The following is a 19,085-nucleotide window of genomic DNA, read 5'->3' as shown; positions in this document are numbered from 1 at the left end:
TTCACGACCAAAAAAGAATCCTAACGGACTAGCCTGCGACAAAATCAGGCATCGTTTTCTAAGTGGAAAGTCCTGCCTATTCCTATCCATGCATCCGATTATGCATCCTTTTGTCGAAATCCCGTTCGTTCAGGTTAGAGATGATTGATCTTGAGCATATTGTACACGCGCCTCTTAAAGGCTTTCGACATCAGAATGGTTAGTAGGAAATTCGCACCGGTCATCGGCGATCGATCGTTGGTGTACAATGACTTCGATGTGACGGATCCAATGGGTCAAAGCGAAATCTAATGCAGACATGCACGTGATATAACTGCAAAAATCCAGTTGCATCACCCGATTTGGAGGGATATTGCCTTACTAACTGCAGTTCTCCATTTACTCCTGCCTGAATAGCTCCAAAATGAGAAAAACGAGCTTTATTAAATGGATTTTTGCAGTTATATTGCTTACAAAAGCCGGTTTTGCGCGAAATAGATGGATTTTTGTGGTTACTGCGAGGGGGAACTGGAAACAACGTCTAATCTTACTTGGTTATTAGTAACTTTGGGATGAATGGGAAATTCTGGTGGCGCAAAAAAAGCTTCCCTCTGGGAAGCGAATTGATTATGATTTTTATTCAATTTCCCACTGAACGAGAGGGATATCGACAAAAGGAACGAAGGAGCGGAGAAGCCGCCCTCGCTCTCCATTCCGAGCGCTGCTTACTCTATGATCTCCCCGGATACTGTCATTGCGCCGATAAATTCACCAAATACGTCGTTTCCGAACAAGATGCCGCGTTCGCTAAGGCGGTAGCCATGCTCGGTCGCCGTCAAAAAGCCGGCCTGCACCAATTTGCGCAGCGGAGCGGCGAACACATCGTCCATCTCGGCGCCGAACTGTTCGCGGAATCGGGCGCGGCTCGCGCCTTCAAGCATGCGAAGGCCTACCATCATAAAATCTTCCATCGCTTCCTCACGGCTGACCTCATAGCTTTCCAGCCGCGGCAGCCCTTTGCCGGCAGCCGTATTGTACGGTTGAACTCCCTTAATGTTCGCATGCCTCGTCCGGTTCGCATACCCGTGCGCGCCCGCGCCCAAACCGTAATAATCTTCATTGCGCCAGTACGTCATATTGTGCCGGCTGGCAAATCCGGGCTTGGCGAAATTGCTGATTTCATACTGCTCGTATCCGGCTTGTTTCATGCGCGACATAATATGCAAATACATCTCCAGCTCATCGTCCTCATGCGGCAGCGGGAGCTCGTTTTTTTGGTACATCGTATGGAAGAGCGTATTCTCCTCCACTTTCAGGCTGTAGATCGAATAATGCGGCAAGTCGAGCTCCAGCGCCTTCGTGACGCTATGGGCCAGCATTTCCGTCGTTTGATTCGGCAGCCCGAACATCAGGTCGATCGAGATGTTGTCGAATCCCGCCTTGCGGGCGTTCTCGATGCTGCGGTACACATCGTCGGTGTCATGAATCCGTCCGATCCCTTTCAGCAGATCGTTGTTGAACGATTGGACCCCGAAGCTGATCCGGTTCACGCCGCCCTCTCTCATGACGTGCAGCTTTTCCAAATCGGTCGTGCCCGGATTGGCTTCCATCGAGAATTCGATTTGCGCATGGCGATTAGGGAAATAGGTGCGGATCGACCGCAAAAAATAGTCCATCTGATCGGGCAGCAGCACCGTCGGCGTTCCGCCGCCCACAAAAATCGTATCGATTCTCTCCGGCGGATGAAGCTTCACCGTCTGTTCCATTTCCCGCTCCAATGCTTGCAAATACTCCATCACCGGCTGGCCTTTGAGCACATACGAATTGAAGTCGCAGTAAAAACATTTATTCGTGCAAAAAGGGATATGAATATAAACCGCCTTCGGCGCCCGAATCGTTGCCGCCGTCTCCCGTTCCCGTCCTGTCATCGTCGCTTCTCCCCCCTCTATGCGAAAAGGAAGCGCAAGGCTTCCTTGTTAATTGTCGTCGATTTTCAATACGGCCATAAAGGCTTCTTGCGGCACTTCCACGCTGCCGACCTGCTTCATCCGCTTCTTGCCTTCCTTCTGTTTCTCAAGAAGCTTGCGCTTCCGGCTAATATCGCCGCCGTAACATTTGGCGAGTACGTTCTTGCGCATCGCCTTCACCGTTTCGCGCGCGATGACTTTCGTCCCGATCGACGCTTGTACCGGCACCTCGAACATTTGGCGCGGAATCAATTCGCGCAATTTCTCGCAGATGAGGCGGCCGCGATGATACGCGCGTTCCCGGTGGACGATGAAGGAAAGCGCATCGACCTGCTCGCCGTTAAGCAGAATGTCCATCTTGACGAGGTTCGATTTGCGGTAGCCGGACAATTCGTAATCGAACGAAGCGTATCCTTTCGTGCTCGATTTCAATTGATCGAAGAAATCGTACACGATTTCCGCCAGCGGAATATTGTAAATAATGGTCACCCGATTCGTATCCAAATATTCCATATTCACGAATTCGCCGCGCTTGTTCTGGCATAATTCCATGATCGCGCCGACATAATCGTTCGGTACGATAATCGATGCCTTCACATACGGCTCTTCGACAAAGTCGATTTTGCCCACTTCCGGATAGTTCGACGGGTTATCGATTTCGATAACTTCTCCGTTCGTCAGCGTCACTTTATAGATAACGCTCGGCGCCGTCGTAATCAGCGGAATGTTGAATTCCCGCTCGATCCGCTCCTGGATGATCTCCATATGCAGCAAGCCGAGAAAACCGCAGCGGAAACCGAAGCCGAGCGCGCTCGACGTCTCCGGTTCGAAACGCAAAGAGGCGTCGTTCAATTCCAGCTTTTCCAGCGCTTCGCGCAAATCGTTGTAATCGGACGTATCGATCGGGTATAAGCCGCAGAATACCATCGGATTAATTTTGCGATAGCCAGGGAGCGGTTCCGGCGTCGGACGTTTCGCATCGGTCACCGTATCCCCGACGCGCGTATCCTTGACGTTTTTAATTCCCGCGACGATAAAGCCGACATCGCCGACCGTAAGCTCGTCCACGATGGTCATGCGCGGTTTGAACGCTCCTACCTCAATGACTTCGAACGTCTTGTCCGTCGCCATCATTTTAATTTTCGAACCGGCTTTGATCGTTCCGTCGACGACGCGTACGTAGACGATTACGCCTTTGTACGGATCGTAATGCGAATCGAATATAAGCGCCTTTAACGGCTGGTCCGGATCGCCGTTCGGAGCGGGCACTTTCTGCACGACCTGCTCCAAAATTTCTTTAATGCCGATGCCCGCTTTCGCCGACGCAAGCACCGCTTCGCTGGCGTCAAGACCGATGACGTCTTCGATCTCCTGCTTCACCCGCTCCGGCTCGGCGCTCGGCAAATCGATCTTGTTGATGACCGGCAATATTTCCAAATTATTGTCCAATGCCAAATAAACGTTTGCAAGCGTCTGCGCTTCGATGCCTTGAGCCGCGTCGACGACGAGCAGCGCGCCCTCGCAAGCCGCGAGGCTGCGGGAAACTTCGTACGTAAAGTCGACATGTCCCGGCGTATCGATCAAATTAAGCAAATATTCTTCGCCGTCGTCGGCGCGATACGTTAAACGAACGGCTTGCAGCTTAATCGTAATGCCGCGTTCGCGTTCCAGGTCCATCTTATCAAGCACCTGATCCTGCATTTCACGCGAAGTCAGGGCGCCCGTATACTCCAAAATGCGATCCGCGAGTGTCGATTTCCCGTGATCTATATGAGCGATAATGCTGAAATTGCGTATTTTCTTTTGTCGAGCATGAATATCCGTCATTCCTTACCCCCACCACGATTGCCAAAATGAAAACCAATAATTAATTATATCAGTTGTTAGATAAGGCTTCAATGCTCGAACGCGAATCCGGGCGAATCTTTGTTATTCGGCGATCGATCCGAACAGCGATACGACAAAACGAATGCCGCCGCGCGACAAAGTTTGCAGCAGGCCTGCCGTCTTGTCAGCCAGCCTGTCGACGGGCGCCTGTTTCACCGGAACATCGAGAACCGGCTGGAACGGCTGCTCCGATTGCGGCACCGGAACGTATGCCCACGGCGATTGAACAGGCTGCTGTACTCCCGTCTGCGGCCACCCCCATTGCGGCGTCTGCGCTTGCTGCGGCATTTGCTGCGGTTGCTCGCCCGTCTGCGGCGCTTGTCCGTACTGCGGATACGTTGGCTGCTGCGGATATTGCAATTGCTGCGGCGGGATCGTTTGCGTCCAGACGGGGGGCGCCGTTTGGCCTTGCACCGGCCCTTGAATCCGTTCGATGCCCGACGAAGCCAAGTCCAGCGCGTACATGATGCCAAGCGTAATGAAAGCGCCGATAATCAATATTCTTTTCATTAGTTTCGACATGGCTTCGTCACTCCGTTTCTTGCGGATCGGCATCTGCGCTCGCCTTCTCCGCGTCCCAATACAGCTCGGCAATCAAGCCGGCCAGCACATCCGCCGTACGATACGATTCCTCAAGCGTGTTGTCGATGCCGCCCACTTCGATCAAAATGCTGTTGCTCGATAAAGATTGGTTATATTCTCCGTTGCCGGTCTTGGCCGATTTCCCCCATATGCCGCGGGATAAGCCGGGATAGCGCTTCTCCAGTTCCGTATGAATTTCGTTAGCCAATTTTTCGTTTTCGCGCCAATTCTCGTTGCCGTGCCCGATAATGAAATAGACTTGCGCGTACGATTTGCCGTCGATCGTTACGGTCGTTTTGTCATGCCGCTGCGAATCCCGGTGAATATCGATAAAATATTGCAAATCTTTATGGACCGCCATCGCTTCTTTCACGGTCGTGCGCGAATATTTGTACGAATAATTCCAATTATAATTTTTGACCGTCGATGCGTAGTCTTGATCCGAATGAACGACACCTACGCCGAGTTGCTCCAGTTTCGACGCCATCCGTTTGCCGACGAGCGTAATATTTTTCGTGGCGCTGGAAGGGTCCTTCACGTCTTTTTGCAGCACCGGGTTCCACGACTCGCGGTTATGCGAATGATAGATGAACACCGACTTTTTATCGGCGTTTGGCGTTTCCGCCGGCTTGTTCCCCGGATTGTCTTCCGGATGTTCGGCCGTATGATCGGAGCCGTTATTCGGTTCGCCTTCCGGTACCGCCTCGCCGTTCGGATCCGGCTCCCCGCCCGGCGCCGGCAATCCCGGGCCCTGATGGTAATCTTCCGGGGCCGTCAGCGCCTCGTTGCCTTTGCCGACCCGCAGCGGAACCGCTTCATCGCCGCCCAAACCGGGCACTTCGCTGGCGACCAGCGTTTTCGGATCGAGCGGATTGACGCCGGTCAACATCCGGAATAGAAACATTCCGACATTCTGCCGCGCAAATTCGGAATGAGGCGCGGAAACGTTCAAATGCGGCACCTCCATTCCTATCATATCCATAAAGAAGTAGCTTGAAACGGCGGCGGCCAATCCTTTCATCGAAGCAACCGGCGATGTGTTCACGTTTTTTTGCACCATTCCGCCGAGCCCGAGCAATATAAAAAAGAACATCGAACATAACGCGAGAATGACGAACATTCTCCCTGTCGCTAAACCGTGTAACAATTTTTGTTTCATTCTAGGCACGTGAATCGCCTGAAACGTCGCTTTCATGGATCGTCCTCCCCATCGTTCGTATAGACGGAACTTGAGCTGCGCTGCTTCGCTTTCGGTGTCCCGCCTCTTAATCTATGTATTTCAAATCTATGAGGACAATCTAGTAAATAGAACCAAAACATAATTGAACATTTTAGTAGGATCAGCCTAAAAGGCGCCCCCCGACGACGGCCAAACAGCAAAAAACGCCCCTAAGCCAATGTTCTTGACTTGGGGCGGGCCCTAGACGCGGTCAATGCGTATAAGCGGCGACATTATCCGTGTCGATCGCTTCGTGCAAAGCGGCGTTTAAACCGCTGGCGATAATGTTGGCGATATCTTCGATAAATTCGTCGATTTCTTTCGGCGTTACGATCAAATCATGGCCCAGCGGCTGCAAAATTTCTCTGACCAGCGCGAGCCGGTCCTGTTCATGGATATCGTCCAGCAATCCCATAATTTGCTTCGTTTCGGTCGTTTCCTTCGCGAAATGCTCCCGCATCAGTTCGATCGCGTTGTTGACGATCGTCGAGGCGTAACAAACGGTCGGGACGCCGATAGCGAGGCACGGAACTCCCAGCGTCTCCTTCGTTAGTCCTTTGCGTTTGTTGCCGATTCCGGAGCCGGGATGAATGCCGATATCGGCGATTTGGATCGTCGTGTTAATCCTCTCCAGCGCTTTCGATGCCAGCGCGTCGATGGCGATAATCAGATCCGGCTTCGTCTTCTCTACGATGCCTTGCACGATCTCGCTCGATTCAATGCCGGTAATGCCCAGCACGCCGGGAGCTACGGCGCTGACTTGCCGGTAGCCGGGATTCACTTGATCGGGCATAATTTCGAAATAATGGCGGGTCACCATAATATTTTCCACTACAATCGGCCCCAAGGCGTCGGGCGTTACATTCCAGTTGCCGAGTCCGACGACGAGTGCCTTGGCAACCCGGCTGACGCCGATTTTTTCCAGGAAAGCTTCGAATTCCTTGGCAAACTTGGTCGCAACGCGGTCCTGCAAATCGGAATCCTTCTTCCGGAGCTGCGGCACCTCCAGCGTGACGTAATGCCCTTGAATGCGGCCGAGCGCTCTCGCCCCTTCCTCCGTTTCCACGTCGATCCGCGTAATTTTAATCCCATCCTCTTCTTCGACGTTTTCCGCCACGCCGGGGATCGCTCCGCCATGGACAGCCTCGGCCATCTCCTTCGCTTCCAGAGCCAAATCCGTTCGCACCGAATAGCGCTGCAAATCCAGTTCCATTCTGCAAAACTCCTTCCAAACCGCTTTTTTGTATATTGTGCGAGACGTGCCTCCCGTTTATGCAGGCGGCTTTCGAAAAGTGGCCGAAAAGCAATTGTCTTGCAATTTGCCTAGTCACATGATAGAATATTTTAAGTTGTGGGATCTATATCGATTCTAGTTATGCAATACTTATGCCTTACAGGAGGTGAATGCAATGCCGAATATTAAATCCGCTGTGAAACGTGTAAAAACGAACGAAAAACGCCGTTTATTAAACGCATCCCAAAAATCTGCGCTTCGTACAGCCGTTAAAGCCGCAGATGTCGCGATCGCTAATAACGAAGTGGAAACTGCGAAGGCCGCTTTGATCGTTGCTTCCAAAAAGCTGGACAAAGCCGTAACGAAAGGTTTGCTCCACAAAAATGCAGCAGCCCGCAAAAAATCTCGTTTGGCGAAAAAATTAAACGCTCTTACCGCGCAAGCGTAAGCAAGCGCTTATACATGAAACAAAGTCCTGAGCTATGGAAGCTTCAGGACTTTTTGTTATGCGCATCAAGCGGCCAGCCGCAGCAGGAACAGCTCGATGCCCAATATTTTGTCGACGCGACCGCTTTTCATTTCATAATCCAATTGAGCCAGATCGGCCAAAATCCGGCTAAGACGGCCCGCGTCGAATTGCTTCGCCTGTTCCGCCGCCAGCTTCACCGCATAGGGATGCAATCCCAGCGAGGACGCCATCTGCTGCTGCGAATAGCTTTGCCGCGCCAATTCCTTCACCTGCAGCATAATCCGGAATTGCCGCGCGATTAAAGCGACGATTTTAATCGGCTCCTCCCGCTGCTTCAACAGGTCGTAGAAAATGCCCAGCGCCTTTTCCAATTTCAATTGCGCGATTTGCTCGATCAAAACGAATATATTTTGCTCGCTGCTCCGGGCGACGAGCTGTTCCACCGTTTCCGGTTCGATGACGCCGCCATCCCCGGCAAACAAGCAAAGTTTCTCGATTTCCGACGCCAGCGTCTGCAAATTCGTCCCCGCGCAGGCAACGAGCGCCTCCGCAGTGCCGGCGGCAAGATCGCAGCGGCGTTCGCGCGCTTGCTTCTTAATCCATTGCAGCAATTCCTCGGCGCCGAGCGGCGCAAACGAAATGACCGCTCCGCATTCCTTCGCTTTTTTCACCGTTTTTTTGCGCTCGTCCAGCTTCTCGTTCTGCACGAAAAAGACGATCACGCTGTAATCGGCGGGATTATCCATATATTTCAGCAGCCGGTCCGTTTTATGATCGATTTTGTTCGTATCTTTGCCTGCCGCGAACACCGTGGAATCGCTAACTAGGATCACTTTGCGCGGCACAAGAAACGGAAGCGTCTCCGCTTCTTCGACGACCGCTTCGATCGGCGTTTCGTTCAAGTCGAATTTCGTCAACGCCAAATCGCGGTTTTCCTGCCCGATCACATGGGAAGATAAAAAGTGGATAAATTCCCGGATACGGTATTTTTCCGTCCCATAGCAGACGTAAATCGGTTTCACCATACCTTTTTGTATTTCTTTGGCAGCCGTTTTATAATCCACATTCGTCCCTCCTTCGCTGTATTCGATTGTAGCAAAATCGGGGCGCGGCAACAACAAAAAGACTGCGCACCCGCGCGCAGCCTTTTTGTTTGAACATCTATATAAACATCCGCGAAGAAGTCCTAGGCTCTTCTCGCGGACGGTCATCCGACGCAAGGGGCGTCGATGACTTCTCGTTTATATAATATACGATCGCATGCGTCAATGTGTGCATGCGTTCGTGCCCCGACTTTCGTCTGCCGCCGCCTATTTCTTGGCGAATTCGCTGGCAGCGACGGTCTCCGTCACCGTCTCGCCGCCGTCTTGCGACCATTCGTAAGTCAGCGTCTTGCCGTCTTGGGACCATTCGATTCGATGAACCGAACCGTTCGGCAGTTCCTTCTCGTATACCACTTTGTTGTCGGTATCCGTGACCTTCAATAGGCCGGATTCAAAAAACGCAGTGAAGCGAAGATCGGGCGAAGGCGATTCAAGGCGAGTCGTCTTCGCGATTCCCATTCTCATATCCATGGCAGGATCTTCTACACCCGCCTCAGGACTCGCTGCTTCCCCTTGGGAAGCAATGCCTGCATTCTCGGGAGCGAATCCTTGCGCAATGTTATCCTGAGAACCGGTCCCTTCGTTTGCGTCGCCGGACTTATGCACTTCTTGCGGCGCTGCTCCCGCCGCCGGCTCGTCTCCTTTGTTGCTCGCGGGCGCTTCCTTCTCCTTCGGACCGTTTGCTTCCGGTTTTGAATCCGCCTTCTTGTCGGGTTGCGCGCTTTCCGTCGTTACTTTGGACATGTCCTTCGCTTCGTCCCCGGGCATATCCGCCGCGAACGTATCCTGCGATGCCGCAACTCCCGCTTGATTCGCGGTAGACATCAGTTCCATATCCGCTTGCTGCGACACTTCCGGTTTATACAACACCATAAACAAACCGACAACGAAGCCGGCTGCCACAACGCCGCCGATCGCCCGGAGAGGAAAGCGCTCGCGCCAACTCCGCTTCACGGGCGCTGCCGTGATGGAGGCAGCCCCGCCTTCAAGCTGTCCGTCCTCCGGCGATTGTTCCTTCGCGGCAGCCAGATCGATGTTTTCCAATTGCGGCAGAATGGTATCTACGATGCTGAATTTCGGCATGACTTTCGGCAAACTTTCCAGCTCGGCGGACAAACGCTTCAACCGCTCGAACATGACTTGACATGAAGAGCATTCCCGCAAATGCTCGTTCAGGTGGTTGATTTCGCTCTCGCTCAGATCGTGATCCATATATCTGTTCATTAATTCCATCACCTCTGGACATGTCATCCTCGAACACCACCCTTCTGATAATCTTGAAGTAACGTTTGCAGTTGCTGTCTCGCTCGAAACAGATACGATTTCACCGTATTGAGCGGCAAGTTTAGCGAATCTGCAATTTCATTATAGGAAAAATCCTGTAAATATCTCAAAACGACTACGGCCCGATGATGGTCGGGAAGTTTATCGATCGCTTCATGAATATCTTGCGCCACATAAGTTGCCATAACCTCGTTCTCCACACTATGATCCCCCGTAAAAACGAGATTATGTTCCTCGATGGAAACGGAAGGTTTATTGCGGCGAAACTTATCGATGCAAATATTGGTAACGATTCTTTGCACCCATGTTTTAAATTGCGCTTTTTCCTCGTATGATTGAATTTTCGAATAAATCCGAATGAGCGCCTCTTGCGAAGCGTCTAACGCATCTTGTTCGTTATTCAACAAATAAAAGGCCGTACGGTAAACATGGGTTTCAATTTTACGCAACAGAGATATTAGAGCGTCGCGATCGCCCGATTGAGCAGCTCTTATGAGTTCTTGCTCTACCACCAGGATCCCCCTCTCTTGCAACATTACAGACGTGATTTCCCGTTATTTTGTTGCACTGATTATTATATTAAATTAGACTGTTCTTTCCATAGAAAATTGACACGGACAAATGCTCTTGTTTTAGAATACCAGAAAAAAAATAGACCGTATACCTGAAACTTCTGAGAAAGCGATGCCATGAAAAAGATAGTTTCACATCGCTTCCTCTATAAGCTTCGTACGAACATAAATCCCGTCGCGGCGCACCTGCATCTGTACTTCTCCGTTCTTGTCGGTGCGCAGCGTCGATACTCCGAACGCTTTGAGCCGATCCAGCACTTGCGCGGTCGGATGGCCGTAGAAGTTCGCGGCGCCGACGGAAATGACGGCCGTTTTCGGCTGCCACAGCCGCAGCCAATCGTCGGTCGTCGACGTCTTGCTGCCATGATGCGCCACTTTCATGACGTCCACCGGACGAAAGGCGTCCGTTCGCGCATATTTGTCGACGACCGCAAGTTCCGCCTTGCGCTCCATATCTCCTGTGAATAAAAAGGTCGATTCCTTCATTTTCATGACAAATGCGACAGAGCGGTCGTTTTGTTCTTTCGTAATCGTTATACGCGGTTGCTGCGAAAATGTCGCAGACGGATAGATAAATTTTATTTCGGTATCTTTATCCAGCGTTAGCGTTTGGCCGTCGACCGCCGCGTATAGCGGAATCCGCTTTTCATTCGCCGTGCGAAACAGCTTCGCCGCCGCATCGCCCGGTTTCAGCGTTCCGTTGAAAATGACCGCTCGCGTCGGAATTTGTTCGAGCACCGCTTGCAATCCGCCGATATGATCTTGATCCTGATGGGTCGCAATCACAGCGTCAAGCTTATGCACGCCGCGCTGCTTCAACAGCGGAACAAGCAATTTTTGCCCGACTTCGAACGGATCTTTCCGCTCCTTCCATTCGTCGCCCGGCTTGCGGAACCGTACCGTTCCTCCTCCATCGACCAATAGCGTCTTGCCGTGCGGGGTACGGATCAGAATGCTGTCGCCCTGGCCGACGTCCAAAAATTGGACCGACCCGTTGCGATCCCATAATGCGGGTTGATACATGTGGGCAAGCAGTCCGCCCCATAAGCAGAAGACGGCGCATAACGGGATCCATCTGCGAAGCGGGAGCGATCCGGCAGCGCTGCCGCCGCCCGCGAAGCCGGCCAAAGGAACGGTCTCGTCTTCGTCGGGGCCCCCCGCGGATCGCGCCGCGGCCTCGCCCGCCGCATGCCGGCGCGAATGGAGTTGTCCGGCCAAATAGGCGAACGCGACGAGCAGGGCATAGTACAGCATGACTTGCCAAATCGCCGGCTTGGGCCAAATCAATAGGAAAGCGTCCGGCCCGTTCATCCATGAAACGATGCGGAAAACCGGCTCGGTCAATCGCTCGGCCGTCCATGCCGCGAATTGCCCGAGAGGCGTGTAGATGATGCCGAGCGATAAGGTTGCCATGCCGAGCGGCAAGATGATTAGGCTGATGAATGAGACAAGCACGATATTGGCCGCAATCGACAATAAAGAATATTGATGAAAGTAATAGATCGACATCGGAAACGAAACGAGTTCGGCGACGGCATTCAGGCTGATCAAAGCCGCGGCCTTCTTCGACCGGAGCGGGAGCCATCTCTGCATGCGGGGCACGCCGAGAATTAATCCCGCCGTCACGATAAACGACAACTGAAAGCTGACGTTCACCAAATAATAAGGATCCCACCATAACATCAGAAGCGCGGCGATGCACAATATATGCAGCCCGTCCTTCAGCACCTGTTGACGCGCGGCGTACAACGCGACGATCGCCATCATTCCGGCGCGGACGACGGAAGGCGACGCTCCCGACAGCAGCACGTAGAACGGAATCAACGCCATAACAAGCAGTTGGCTCGTTTCTTTCGTCAGTCCGAGCTTGCGGAATATCCAGAAGAAACAACCGATAAACACGGCGACATGAAGCCCGGAAATGGCCAGAACATGCGTCAGCCCCAATTTGGCGAACTCGCGAAACCGCTCGGGGTCCAAATCGTCGCGCATGCCGATGACAAGCCCCTTCATAAATCCCGCATAACGTTCCGCAAACAATTCGTCCAGTTTGTCCCCCAGCTTCGCGCGCAGCCTGTCGTTCCAGCGCAGCAGATGCCCCCGGTTCCATCGCTTTCGCCCCTCCGGCTTGACGACGACCGAATCCGTTCCTTTTACGGCTGCGATCCAATGAATGCGCTGCGTACGCAAATATGCGCCGTAATCGAAGGCGCCGAAATTCCGCGCGCCGGCGGGCCGCTTCAACATTCCTTCCAATTCGACCCGGTCTCCCCGCTCCCATCGTCCCGCAATTTGCTGCCCGCTCTTTTCCGTCAATCGCACTTGAACAAGCAATGTCTCGTTGATCGAAATATGCTCATTCGTATCGGCAAATCGCACCCATTGGCCGCGCAAGCGAAAATCGGCGCGATCCCCGTCCACGTCGACCGGCGAATCGATCGTCCCGGCCAGCCGCACTTCGCGCTCGTCCAGGTTGCGCATGTCATCCGCCAAGCCGCTCGCATTGCGCATATCATTCCAATGCCAATACAGGGCAGCCGCACAAAAAGCAGCCCAACACAACAGCGCCAACCTAACCGATACGGCGCGATAATAGACGAGAATCGGTATGAAGCATAATGCCGCGGCGCAGAGCGCCGGCAAATGAATTCCGTTCCACAGGCATGCGGCGCCGCTGCCCGCGATCCAACTGATTGCAAACCATACGACCGGCCGTCGATCCGCCATCCGTTCATCCCCCTTATTCCATACAAAAAAACCTCTGCCGTTCCATCGATAGTGGATTGCAGAGGTTCTTCCTCATTTCCCGAACGATTCGATCATCCGGTTGTCTATTCGGTTATTAGACTTAACAATTAATCGGTAACGTCCATGATCGTCTCCCGCGGAGGCTGATAGCTCTCCAAACGGCGGAATACGATTCCTTTCTGCCGCATCATCGCTTCGACCTTCTCGCTATCCTTCGGATAAGGCCTGTCGTATACGATTTCGGCGATTCCGCTGTTGGCAAGCATATTCGCACATGTCCAACAAGGCTGATCGGTAACGTACACGGTCGAGCCTTCGCGGTCGATCCGATCGGTAAACAGCAGCAAATTTTGTTCCGCATGGATCGTGCGCACGCAGCGCTGCTTTTTGACCATTTCCTCGCGCCCGTCCACAATCGTCATTTCATATTCCTCCGCGACCATACAGCCTGCGTCCGTACAGTCGTCCACCCCCATCGGCGCGCCGTTGTATGCGGTACCGAGCAGTTTCTTCCCTTGCACCAGCACCGCTCCCACATGGCGGCGCGGACAACGCGAGCGGGTTGACGCCATATAAGCGATATCCATAAAATACGTATCCCAATCTTTGCGCACCGTACACTCATCTCCATCAGTTATCGTTTCTTTTTATTGTACCACGCCGGGTCAATGATACGGAAATATGCGCGGAATCACTATGACGCGCTCCATGCTCGTTTCATATTATAAAGCAACCTTGCTGCGCATTTTTTCCAATATTTTCGGGCCGATTCCTTTTACTTTCGTCAAGTCGGAGACGGATTTGAATTTCCCGTTCCGTTCCCGGTATGCAATAATCGCCTTCGCCTTCGCTTCGCCAATCCCCGGCAGCTCCATCAGCCTGTCGATCCCCGCTTCGTTCACGTTAATTTTCCCGGATTGGTCCGCATCGCCCGCAACTGCCGTACCGCCGGCGGCCGCATTGTCCCCATTGCCGCCGTCTTCCAATAAAGCCGAAGCTGCAACTTGTCGTTCCGAATCCGGAGTTTGCGGCACATCGGCCGTTGTATTGACGGCTGCGGTTTCGATATCGCCGGCCCCTTGCTCTTGAACGGAAAGACGGTCGTTTTGCGCCGGGCCTCCCCCGGATGCGCCTTCGATCTCGTCGAGAGCCTGCTGCATCGATTCGTTTAATTTCGTCCAACCCGGAAGTTCCGCTTGACCGGGGGAGCGGGCGACCATCACGACGACGGCAAGCAGCCCGGCGCATGCCGTTATATACACGAGCGATTTCTGCATCGACCATAGTTCCCTAAGCTTACTTATCATACCGAATGCTCCTTTGCAAACATATTCGGGCCTTATCGCCCGGGGAGAATCTTGCTGCTTGCAAAACATATGGAAAAATCCGAATATTGGGCAAACCGTTGCGCATATACTGGGGAGAAATGTTTTTGACATCAGGCTTCACTACTTTACTGCATTGCAAACTATTTTGAATCGAGTGGGAGGGATCACGATGACGGTTGGATTTATAGGAACGGGAAGCATGGGAAGTATCTTGATCGAATCGTTCATCCAATCAGGCAGTCTTGAACCGGGGCAAATTATCGCCAGTAATCGAACCATGCAGAAGGTTCGTCAATTGGCAACGAGATATCCGGGGCTTAGGGTCGCATCCTCCAATACGGAGACGGCCAGGGAAAGCGATCTCATATTCATCTGTGTGAAACCGTCTGAATTCAAAACGGTAGTGGACGAGATCGAACCGTTCGTCGCCGCTACGCAAATCGTCGTCTCGATTACAAGTCCGGTGCAAATCAGGCATTTGGAAAGCCGGCTTGGATGCAAAGTGGCCAAAATTATTCCGAGCATTACCAACTATGTATGCAGCGGACCATCGCTATGCATATACGGAAGCCGCATCAATAGAGAAGACCGGCTGCTGCTGGAAGATTTGATGGGATCGGTCAGCCGCCCGATTGAAATCAAGGAACGATTCACTCGGGTAACTTCCGATATTTCCAGCTGCGGACCGGCCTTTATCGCTTTTTTCTTGCAAAAATTCATTGACGCTGCCGTTGAAGAGACCGGAATCAACCGCGATCATGCCGCCCGTCTCGGGTGCGAAATGTTATTCGGCACGGGCAAGCTGCTGACCGAGGGCGAACTGACGCTGGAACAGCTTCAGCGCCGTGTGTCCGTACCCGGCGGAATTACCGCCGAAGGTCTGCGCATTCTCGGCGCCGAGCTCGACGGCGTGTTCCACCAGTTAATTCGTACGACGCATGCCAAATACGAGGAAGATCTCGATAAGTTGGATCTGCTGTTTGGCAGCGAAAAGGTTAACCCGCAACAATATTGACCAGTTTGCCTTTCACGGCGATGACTTTGCGGACGGTTTTGCCGGCCATCGCCGCTTGAACGCCCGGCAAGGACAGCGCTTTGTCCCGCATCGCCTCTTCGTCCAAATCGGCGGCAATCATGGTGCGCTCTACGATTTTCCCGTTCACCTGGACGACGATCTCCACTTCGGCGTCGACGGTCAGCGCTTCGTCGTAAGTCGGCCATGGCACATAGGTGATCGATTGTTGACGGCCGAGACGCTCCCATAATTCTTCGGCCAAATGCGGAGCGAGCGGCGAGAGCATTTGCACGAAGTTCTCCATCGCCTCGCGCGGCAATTGATCCGCTTTATACGCATCGTTGACGAAGATCATCAACTGGCTGATCGCCGTATTGAAGCGCAAATGTTCGAAATCGTCGGTCACTTTTTTGATCGTTCTATGCCATGTTCTCAGAAAATCTCCCTCAGCCGGCGCTTCCGTAATTTTCGGGTTCAGCGCCCCTTCTTCGGTAATAAACAAGCGCCAAATGCGGGACAAGAAGCGGTACGTTCCTTCCACGCCGTTCGTATTCCACGGCTTCGTAGCTTCGAGCGGCCCCATGAACATTTCGTACATGCGCAGCGTATCCGCGCCGAACTCGTTCACGATATCGTCCGGATTAATGACATTGCCGCGGGATTTGCTCATTTTCTCGTTGTTCGTGCCGAGAATCATGCCCTGGTTGACAAGCTTGTGGAAAGGTTCTTTCGTCGATACAACGCCGAGATCGTACAATACTTTATGCCAGAAGCGGGCGTACAGCAAATGGAGCACCGCATGCTCCGCTCCGCCGATATACAAGTCGACAGGCAGCCACTCCGCTTGTTTTTCCTTCGAGCAAATTTCCTTGTCGTTCTTCGGATCGATGAAACGCAAATAGTACCAGCAGCTTCCCGCCCATTGCGGCATCGTATTCGTTTCGCGGCGCGCCGGTTTGCCCGTCTCCGGATCGACCGTATTCACCCAGTCGGTGACATTGGCGAGCGGAGACTCCCCCGTACCCGACGGCTTAATATGATCGACGTCAGGCAGGACAAGCGGCAATTGATCTTCGGGCACCGTCTTCATCGTCCCGTCCTCCAGATGCAGGATCGGAATCGGCTCGCCCCAATAGCGCTGTCTGCTGAACAGCCAGTCGCGCAAACGGTACGTTACTTTTCCTTGCCCTTTGCCGTTTTGTTCCAGCCATTCGATCATGCGCGCGATGGCCTGTTCGTTGTTTAAGCCGTTCAGCAGGTCCGAATTAACGTGCTCGCCGTCGCCGGCATAAGCTTCCTTAGCCAAATCCCCGCCTTTTACGACTTCCAGAATCGGCAAATCGAACTGTTTGGCGAATTCCCAGTCGCGCTGATCGTGACCCGGAACGGCCATAATCGCGCCGGTGCCGTAACCGGCCAACACATAATCCGCGATCCAGATCGGCGTCTTCTTACCGTTAACCGGGTTAACGGCATAGGCTCCCGTAAATACCCCCGTCTTTTCCTTGGCCAGATCCGTGCGTTCCAGATCGCTCTTGCGCGCCGCCTTCTCTCTGTAATCTTCCACCGACTTCCGCCGGTCTTCCGTCGTAATTCGATCCACCAATTCATGCTCCGGCGCCAAGACGCAATAAGTCGCTCCGAACAACGTGTCGGGCCGGGTCGTAAATACGGTCAATTCCGCATCATGCCCGTCAATCGCAAAACGGACTTCGGCGCCCTTCGATTTGCCGATCCAGTTCCGCTGCATATCTTTAATGCTCTCGGACCAGTCCAGTTCCTCCAAGTCTTCCAGCAAACGTTCCGCGTATTCCGTAATTTTCAGCACCCATTGGCGCATCGGCTTGCGGATGACCGGATGGCCGCCGCGCTCGCTTTTGCCGTCAATGACTTCTTCGTTGGCGAGCACCGTGCCGAGTGCGGGACACCAGTTGACAGGCACCTCGGCCACGTAAGCGAGTCCTTTCTTATACAATTGGATGAAGATCCATTGCGTCCATTTGTAATAATCGGGATCGGTCGTGCTGAATTCGCGGTCCCAATCGTAAGAAAATCCGAGCGATTTGATTTGACGGCGGAAATTGTCGATGTTCTTGAACGTAATGTCGCGCGGATGCTCGCCCGTATCGAGCGCATGCTGCTCCGCGGGCAAGCCGAACGCGTCCCATCCCATCGGGTGAAGGACGTTATATCCGCGCATCCGCTTATAGCGGGACACGATATCGGTCGCCGTATACCCTTCCGGATGGCCGACATGCAAGCCTGCGCCGGACGGATAAGGAAACATGTCCAATGCGTAAAACTTCGGCTTATCCTTGTCTTCGGTCGTTTTGAACGTTTTATGCTCGTCCCAGTATCGTTGCCATTTCGGTTCGATGACGAGCGGGTTGTAACCTTGCTGTTGACGTGTTGCGTCTGCCATCAATGATCCTCCTTAGGGCGGCATTCTATAGGGTCCGCCTCGTTTCGTATTCGTTTGAATGAGAAAACTTATAAAATCAATGGTGCCAAAAAAACCTCCCATCCATAGCGTAAATATCGCTAGGGACGAGAGGTTCGCTTCCCGTGGTACCACCCTAGTTAGCGAGAGGCATGCTTTGCCTTCGCTCCCTTTGGACCCTTAACGCGGGCAAGACGTTGCGATTTCAATTCGCCGGCGGAATCGCTTCCTCCGATCCGCGAGCCAAGTTCATCGCAATACTCCGAGGCGAGTTCGTTCGCAAGTGACGATCGGCTTGCACCTTCCGCCGATTCTCTGATTACGCCCATAGCAAACTACTATTCCTCATCAACGCGCTTTTTCGTATATCGTCTTTACTTATTGATTATAAAAACTGCGGCCCCGGATGTCAAGAAAGCTCGAATGCCCGGATGCCCGAATGTTCGAACATTTTTCCCTTATCCGGCTTTATTTGATCGCGACATAAAACAAGCGGCTCGTGTCGTCTTGCGGAGGCTCCCATTTGAAGTCGCCGTATATTTGAACGTCCGCAAAGCCGGCAGCTTTTAATTGGGCATACAGCCAATCCGGATGATAGGCCCGTTGAACATGGACTTCTTCAAAGCGCTCGAACAGCTCTTCCGACAGCGAAGCGCCTTCCGCCCGCGTGAAGAATGTAATATGATGCTCGATCTCGCTGCGAACTTCGTCCAGCTCGCATGTCCATATGTATGCCACCGATTTTTCGTTTAAAACGAACGGCTGCTCTTCCGCGTATTTGGCGAATTGCGCCGGTTGATGCACGTCGAACATAAACGTGCCGCCCGCCTTCAACCCTTGATAAGTATGGCGGAACGCTTGCTTGATGTCCTCTTCTTCCAGCAAATAATTGAAACAATCGCAAAACGAAACGACCGAATCGACCTGCCCGGGCAATTCCCAAGTCCGTATGTCTTGCTGCAGAAAAAGCACGCCGCCTTCCCGGTACATACGGTTTGCGTACGGCGATTGATCCATCTTCCGTCTGGCGATGGCAAGCATGTCGGAGGATAAATCGATGCCGGTGACCTGAAATCCGGAATTCGCTAGCGGAACCGTAATGCTGCCGGTGCCGCAACCGAGATCGACGACCGTTTTGGGCATGCCGTACTTTTCCCAGCCCGTTCGCGCGAACCGAAGCCACTCCGGATACGGCATATCCTCCATTAACCTATCGTATACATGCGCGAATCGTTTGTAAGATCTCATGCTGCATCAC

15 protein-coding genes and 1 other annotated feature are annotated in these 19,085 nt (G+C 52.9%); of the genes, 2 read left to right on the top strand and 13 right to left on the bottom strand.

The features are described 5' to 3' along the window. Window positions 1-704: 704 nt before the first annotated feature. The 5 genes from hemW to gpr all read right to left on the bottom strand — a co-directional run bounded on the left by hemW (window position 705) and on the right by gpr (window position 6,847). On the bottom strand, window positions 705-1,907 hold the full coding sequence (hemW, locus tag KQI79_RS20000) for a radical SAM family heme chaperone HemW (protein WP_216540069.1): 1,203 nt from the start codon (window positions 1,905-1,907) through the stop codon (window positions 705-707). Window positions 1,908-1,955: 48 nt separating this feature from the next. Continuing rightward, window positions 1,956-3,773 carry a translation elongation factor 4 gene (gene lepA, locus KQI79_RS19995; protein ID WP_216540068.1) on the bottom strand — a complete coding sequence of 606 codons (1,818 nt, stop codon included), beginning with the start codon at window positions 3,771-3,773 and terminating at the stop codon, window positions 1,956-1,958. Window positions 3,774-3,875: 102 nt separating this feature from the next. Further along, a complete protein-coding gene (locus tag KQI79_RS19990; RefSeq protein ID WP_216540067.1) occupies window positions 3,876-4,355 on the bottom strand; it encodes a hypothetical protein in 480 nt (159 codons plus the stop codon). Window positions 4,356-4,362: 7 nt separating this feature from the next. Beyond that, window positions 4,363-5,610, bottom strand: a complete 1,248-nt coding sequence (locus tag KQI79_RS19985; RefSeq protein ID WP_216540066.1) for a stage II sporulation protein P — start codon at window positions 5,608-5,610, stop codon at window positions 4,363-4,365. A 235-nt stretch (window positions 5,611-5,845) separates the two neighbouring features. Next, entirely contained in the window at window positions 5,846-6,847 is a 1,002-nt protein-coding gene (gene gpr, locus KQI79_RS19980) for a GPR endopeptidase (RefSeq protein ID WP_216540065.1), read from the bottom strand. 196 nt (window positions 6,848-7,043) lie between these two features. On the opposite strand from gpr, the gene rpsT reads away from it, so the two are divergent. Beyond that, a complete protein-coding gene (gene rpsT / locus KQI79_RS19975; RefSeq protein WP_216540064.1) occupies window positions 7,044-7,316 on the top strand; it encodes a 30S ribosomal protein S20 in 273 nt (90 codons plus the stop codon). A gap of 65 nt (window positions 7,317-7,381) precedes the next feature. Here rpsT and holA read toward each other — a convergent pair whose 3' ends face one another. The 6 genes from holA to KQI79_RS19945 all read right to left on the bottom strand — a co-directional run bounded on the left by holA (window position 7,382) and on the right by KQI79_RS19945 (window position 14,351). After that, window positions 7,382-8,401, bottom strand: a complete 1,020-nt coding sequence (gene holA / locus KQI79_RS19970) for a DNA polymerase III subunit delta (RefSeq protein ID WP_216540063.1) — start codon at window positions 8,399-8,401, stop codon at window positions 7,382-7,384. 246 nt (window positions 8,402-8,647) lie between these two features. Beyond that, complete coding sequence (locus tag KQI79_RS19965; RefSeq protein ID WP_301287951.1) at window positions 8,648-9,673, bottom strand: zf-HC2 domain-containing protein; 1,026 nt, start codon at window positions 9,671-9,673, stop codon at window positions 8,648-8,650. Window positions 9,674-9,687: 14 nt separating this feature from the next. Next, entirely contained in the window at window positions 9,688-10,236 is a 549-nt protein-coding gene (locus KQI79_RS19960; protein WP_216540061.1) for an RNA polymerase sigma factor, read from the bottom strand. A gap of 192 nt (window positions 10,237-10,428) precedes the next feature. Then, window positions 10,429-13,023, bottom strand: coding sequence for a ComEC/Rec2 family competence protein (locus tag KQI79_RS19955; protein ID WP_216540060.1), 2,595 nt, complete (start codon window positions 13,021-13,023; stop codon window positions 10,429-10,431). Between the two features lie 128 nt (window positions 13,024-13,151). Then, window positions 13,152-13,658 (bottom strand): deoxycytidylate deaminase, encoded by a 507-nt coding sequence (locus tag KQI79_RS19950; RefSeq protein WP_216540059.1) that lies wholly within the window; start codon window positions 13,656-13,658, stop codon window positions 13,152-13,154. Window positions 13,659-13,766: 108 nt separating this feature from the next. Continuing rightward, window positions 13,767-14,351, bottom strand: a complete 585-nt coding sequence (locus KQI79_RS19945) for a ComEA family DNA-binding protein (protein WP_230192388.1) — start codon at window positions 14,349-14,351, stop codon at window positions 13,767-13,769. 190 nt (window positions 14,352-14,541) lie between these two features. On the opposite strand from KQI79_RS19945, the gene comER reads away from it, so the two are divergent. Next, entirely contained in the window at window positions 14,542-15,387 is an 846-nt protein-coding gene (gene comER, locus KQI79_RS19940; protein WP_216540057.1) for a late competence protein ComER, read from the top strand. On the opposite strand, the gene leuS is transcribed toward comER, so the two are convergent. Together leuS and KQI79_RS19930 are read right to left on the bottom strand one after the other, a co-directional pair. Next, window positions 15,368-17,809, bottom strand: coding sequence for a leucine--tRNA ligase (leuS, locus tag KQI79_RS19935; protein ID WP_216540056.1), 2,442 nt, complete (start codon window positions 17,807-17,809; stop codon window positions 15,368-15,370). The two genes, comER and leuS, sit on opposite strands and share 20 nt — an antisense overlap. Before the next feature lie 118 nt (window positions 17,810-17,927). Next, window positions 17,928-18,188 (bottom strand) — a binding site (T-box leader). Window positions 18,189-18,295: 107 nt separating this feature from the next. Continuing rightward, window positions 18,296-19,075: a class I SAM-dependent DNA methyltransferase gene (locus KQI79_RS19930; protein ID WP_216540055.1), complete on the bottom strand. Its 780-nt coding sequence runs from the start codon at window positions 19,073-19,075 to the stop codon at window positions 18,296-18,298. Between the last annotated feature and the right edge of the window lie 10 nt (window positions 19,076-19,085).

It is taken from the genome of Paenibacillus sp. MSJ-34 (assembly GCF_018918005.1).
Classification (GTDB): domain Bacteria; phylum Bacillota; class Bacilli; order Paenibacillales; family Paenibacillaceae; genus MSJ-34.
Note: the sequence above shows the minus strand (reverse complement) of the source record. Positions and strands in the feature narration are given on the sequence as shown.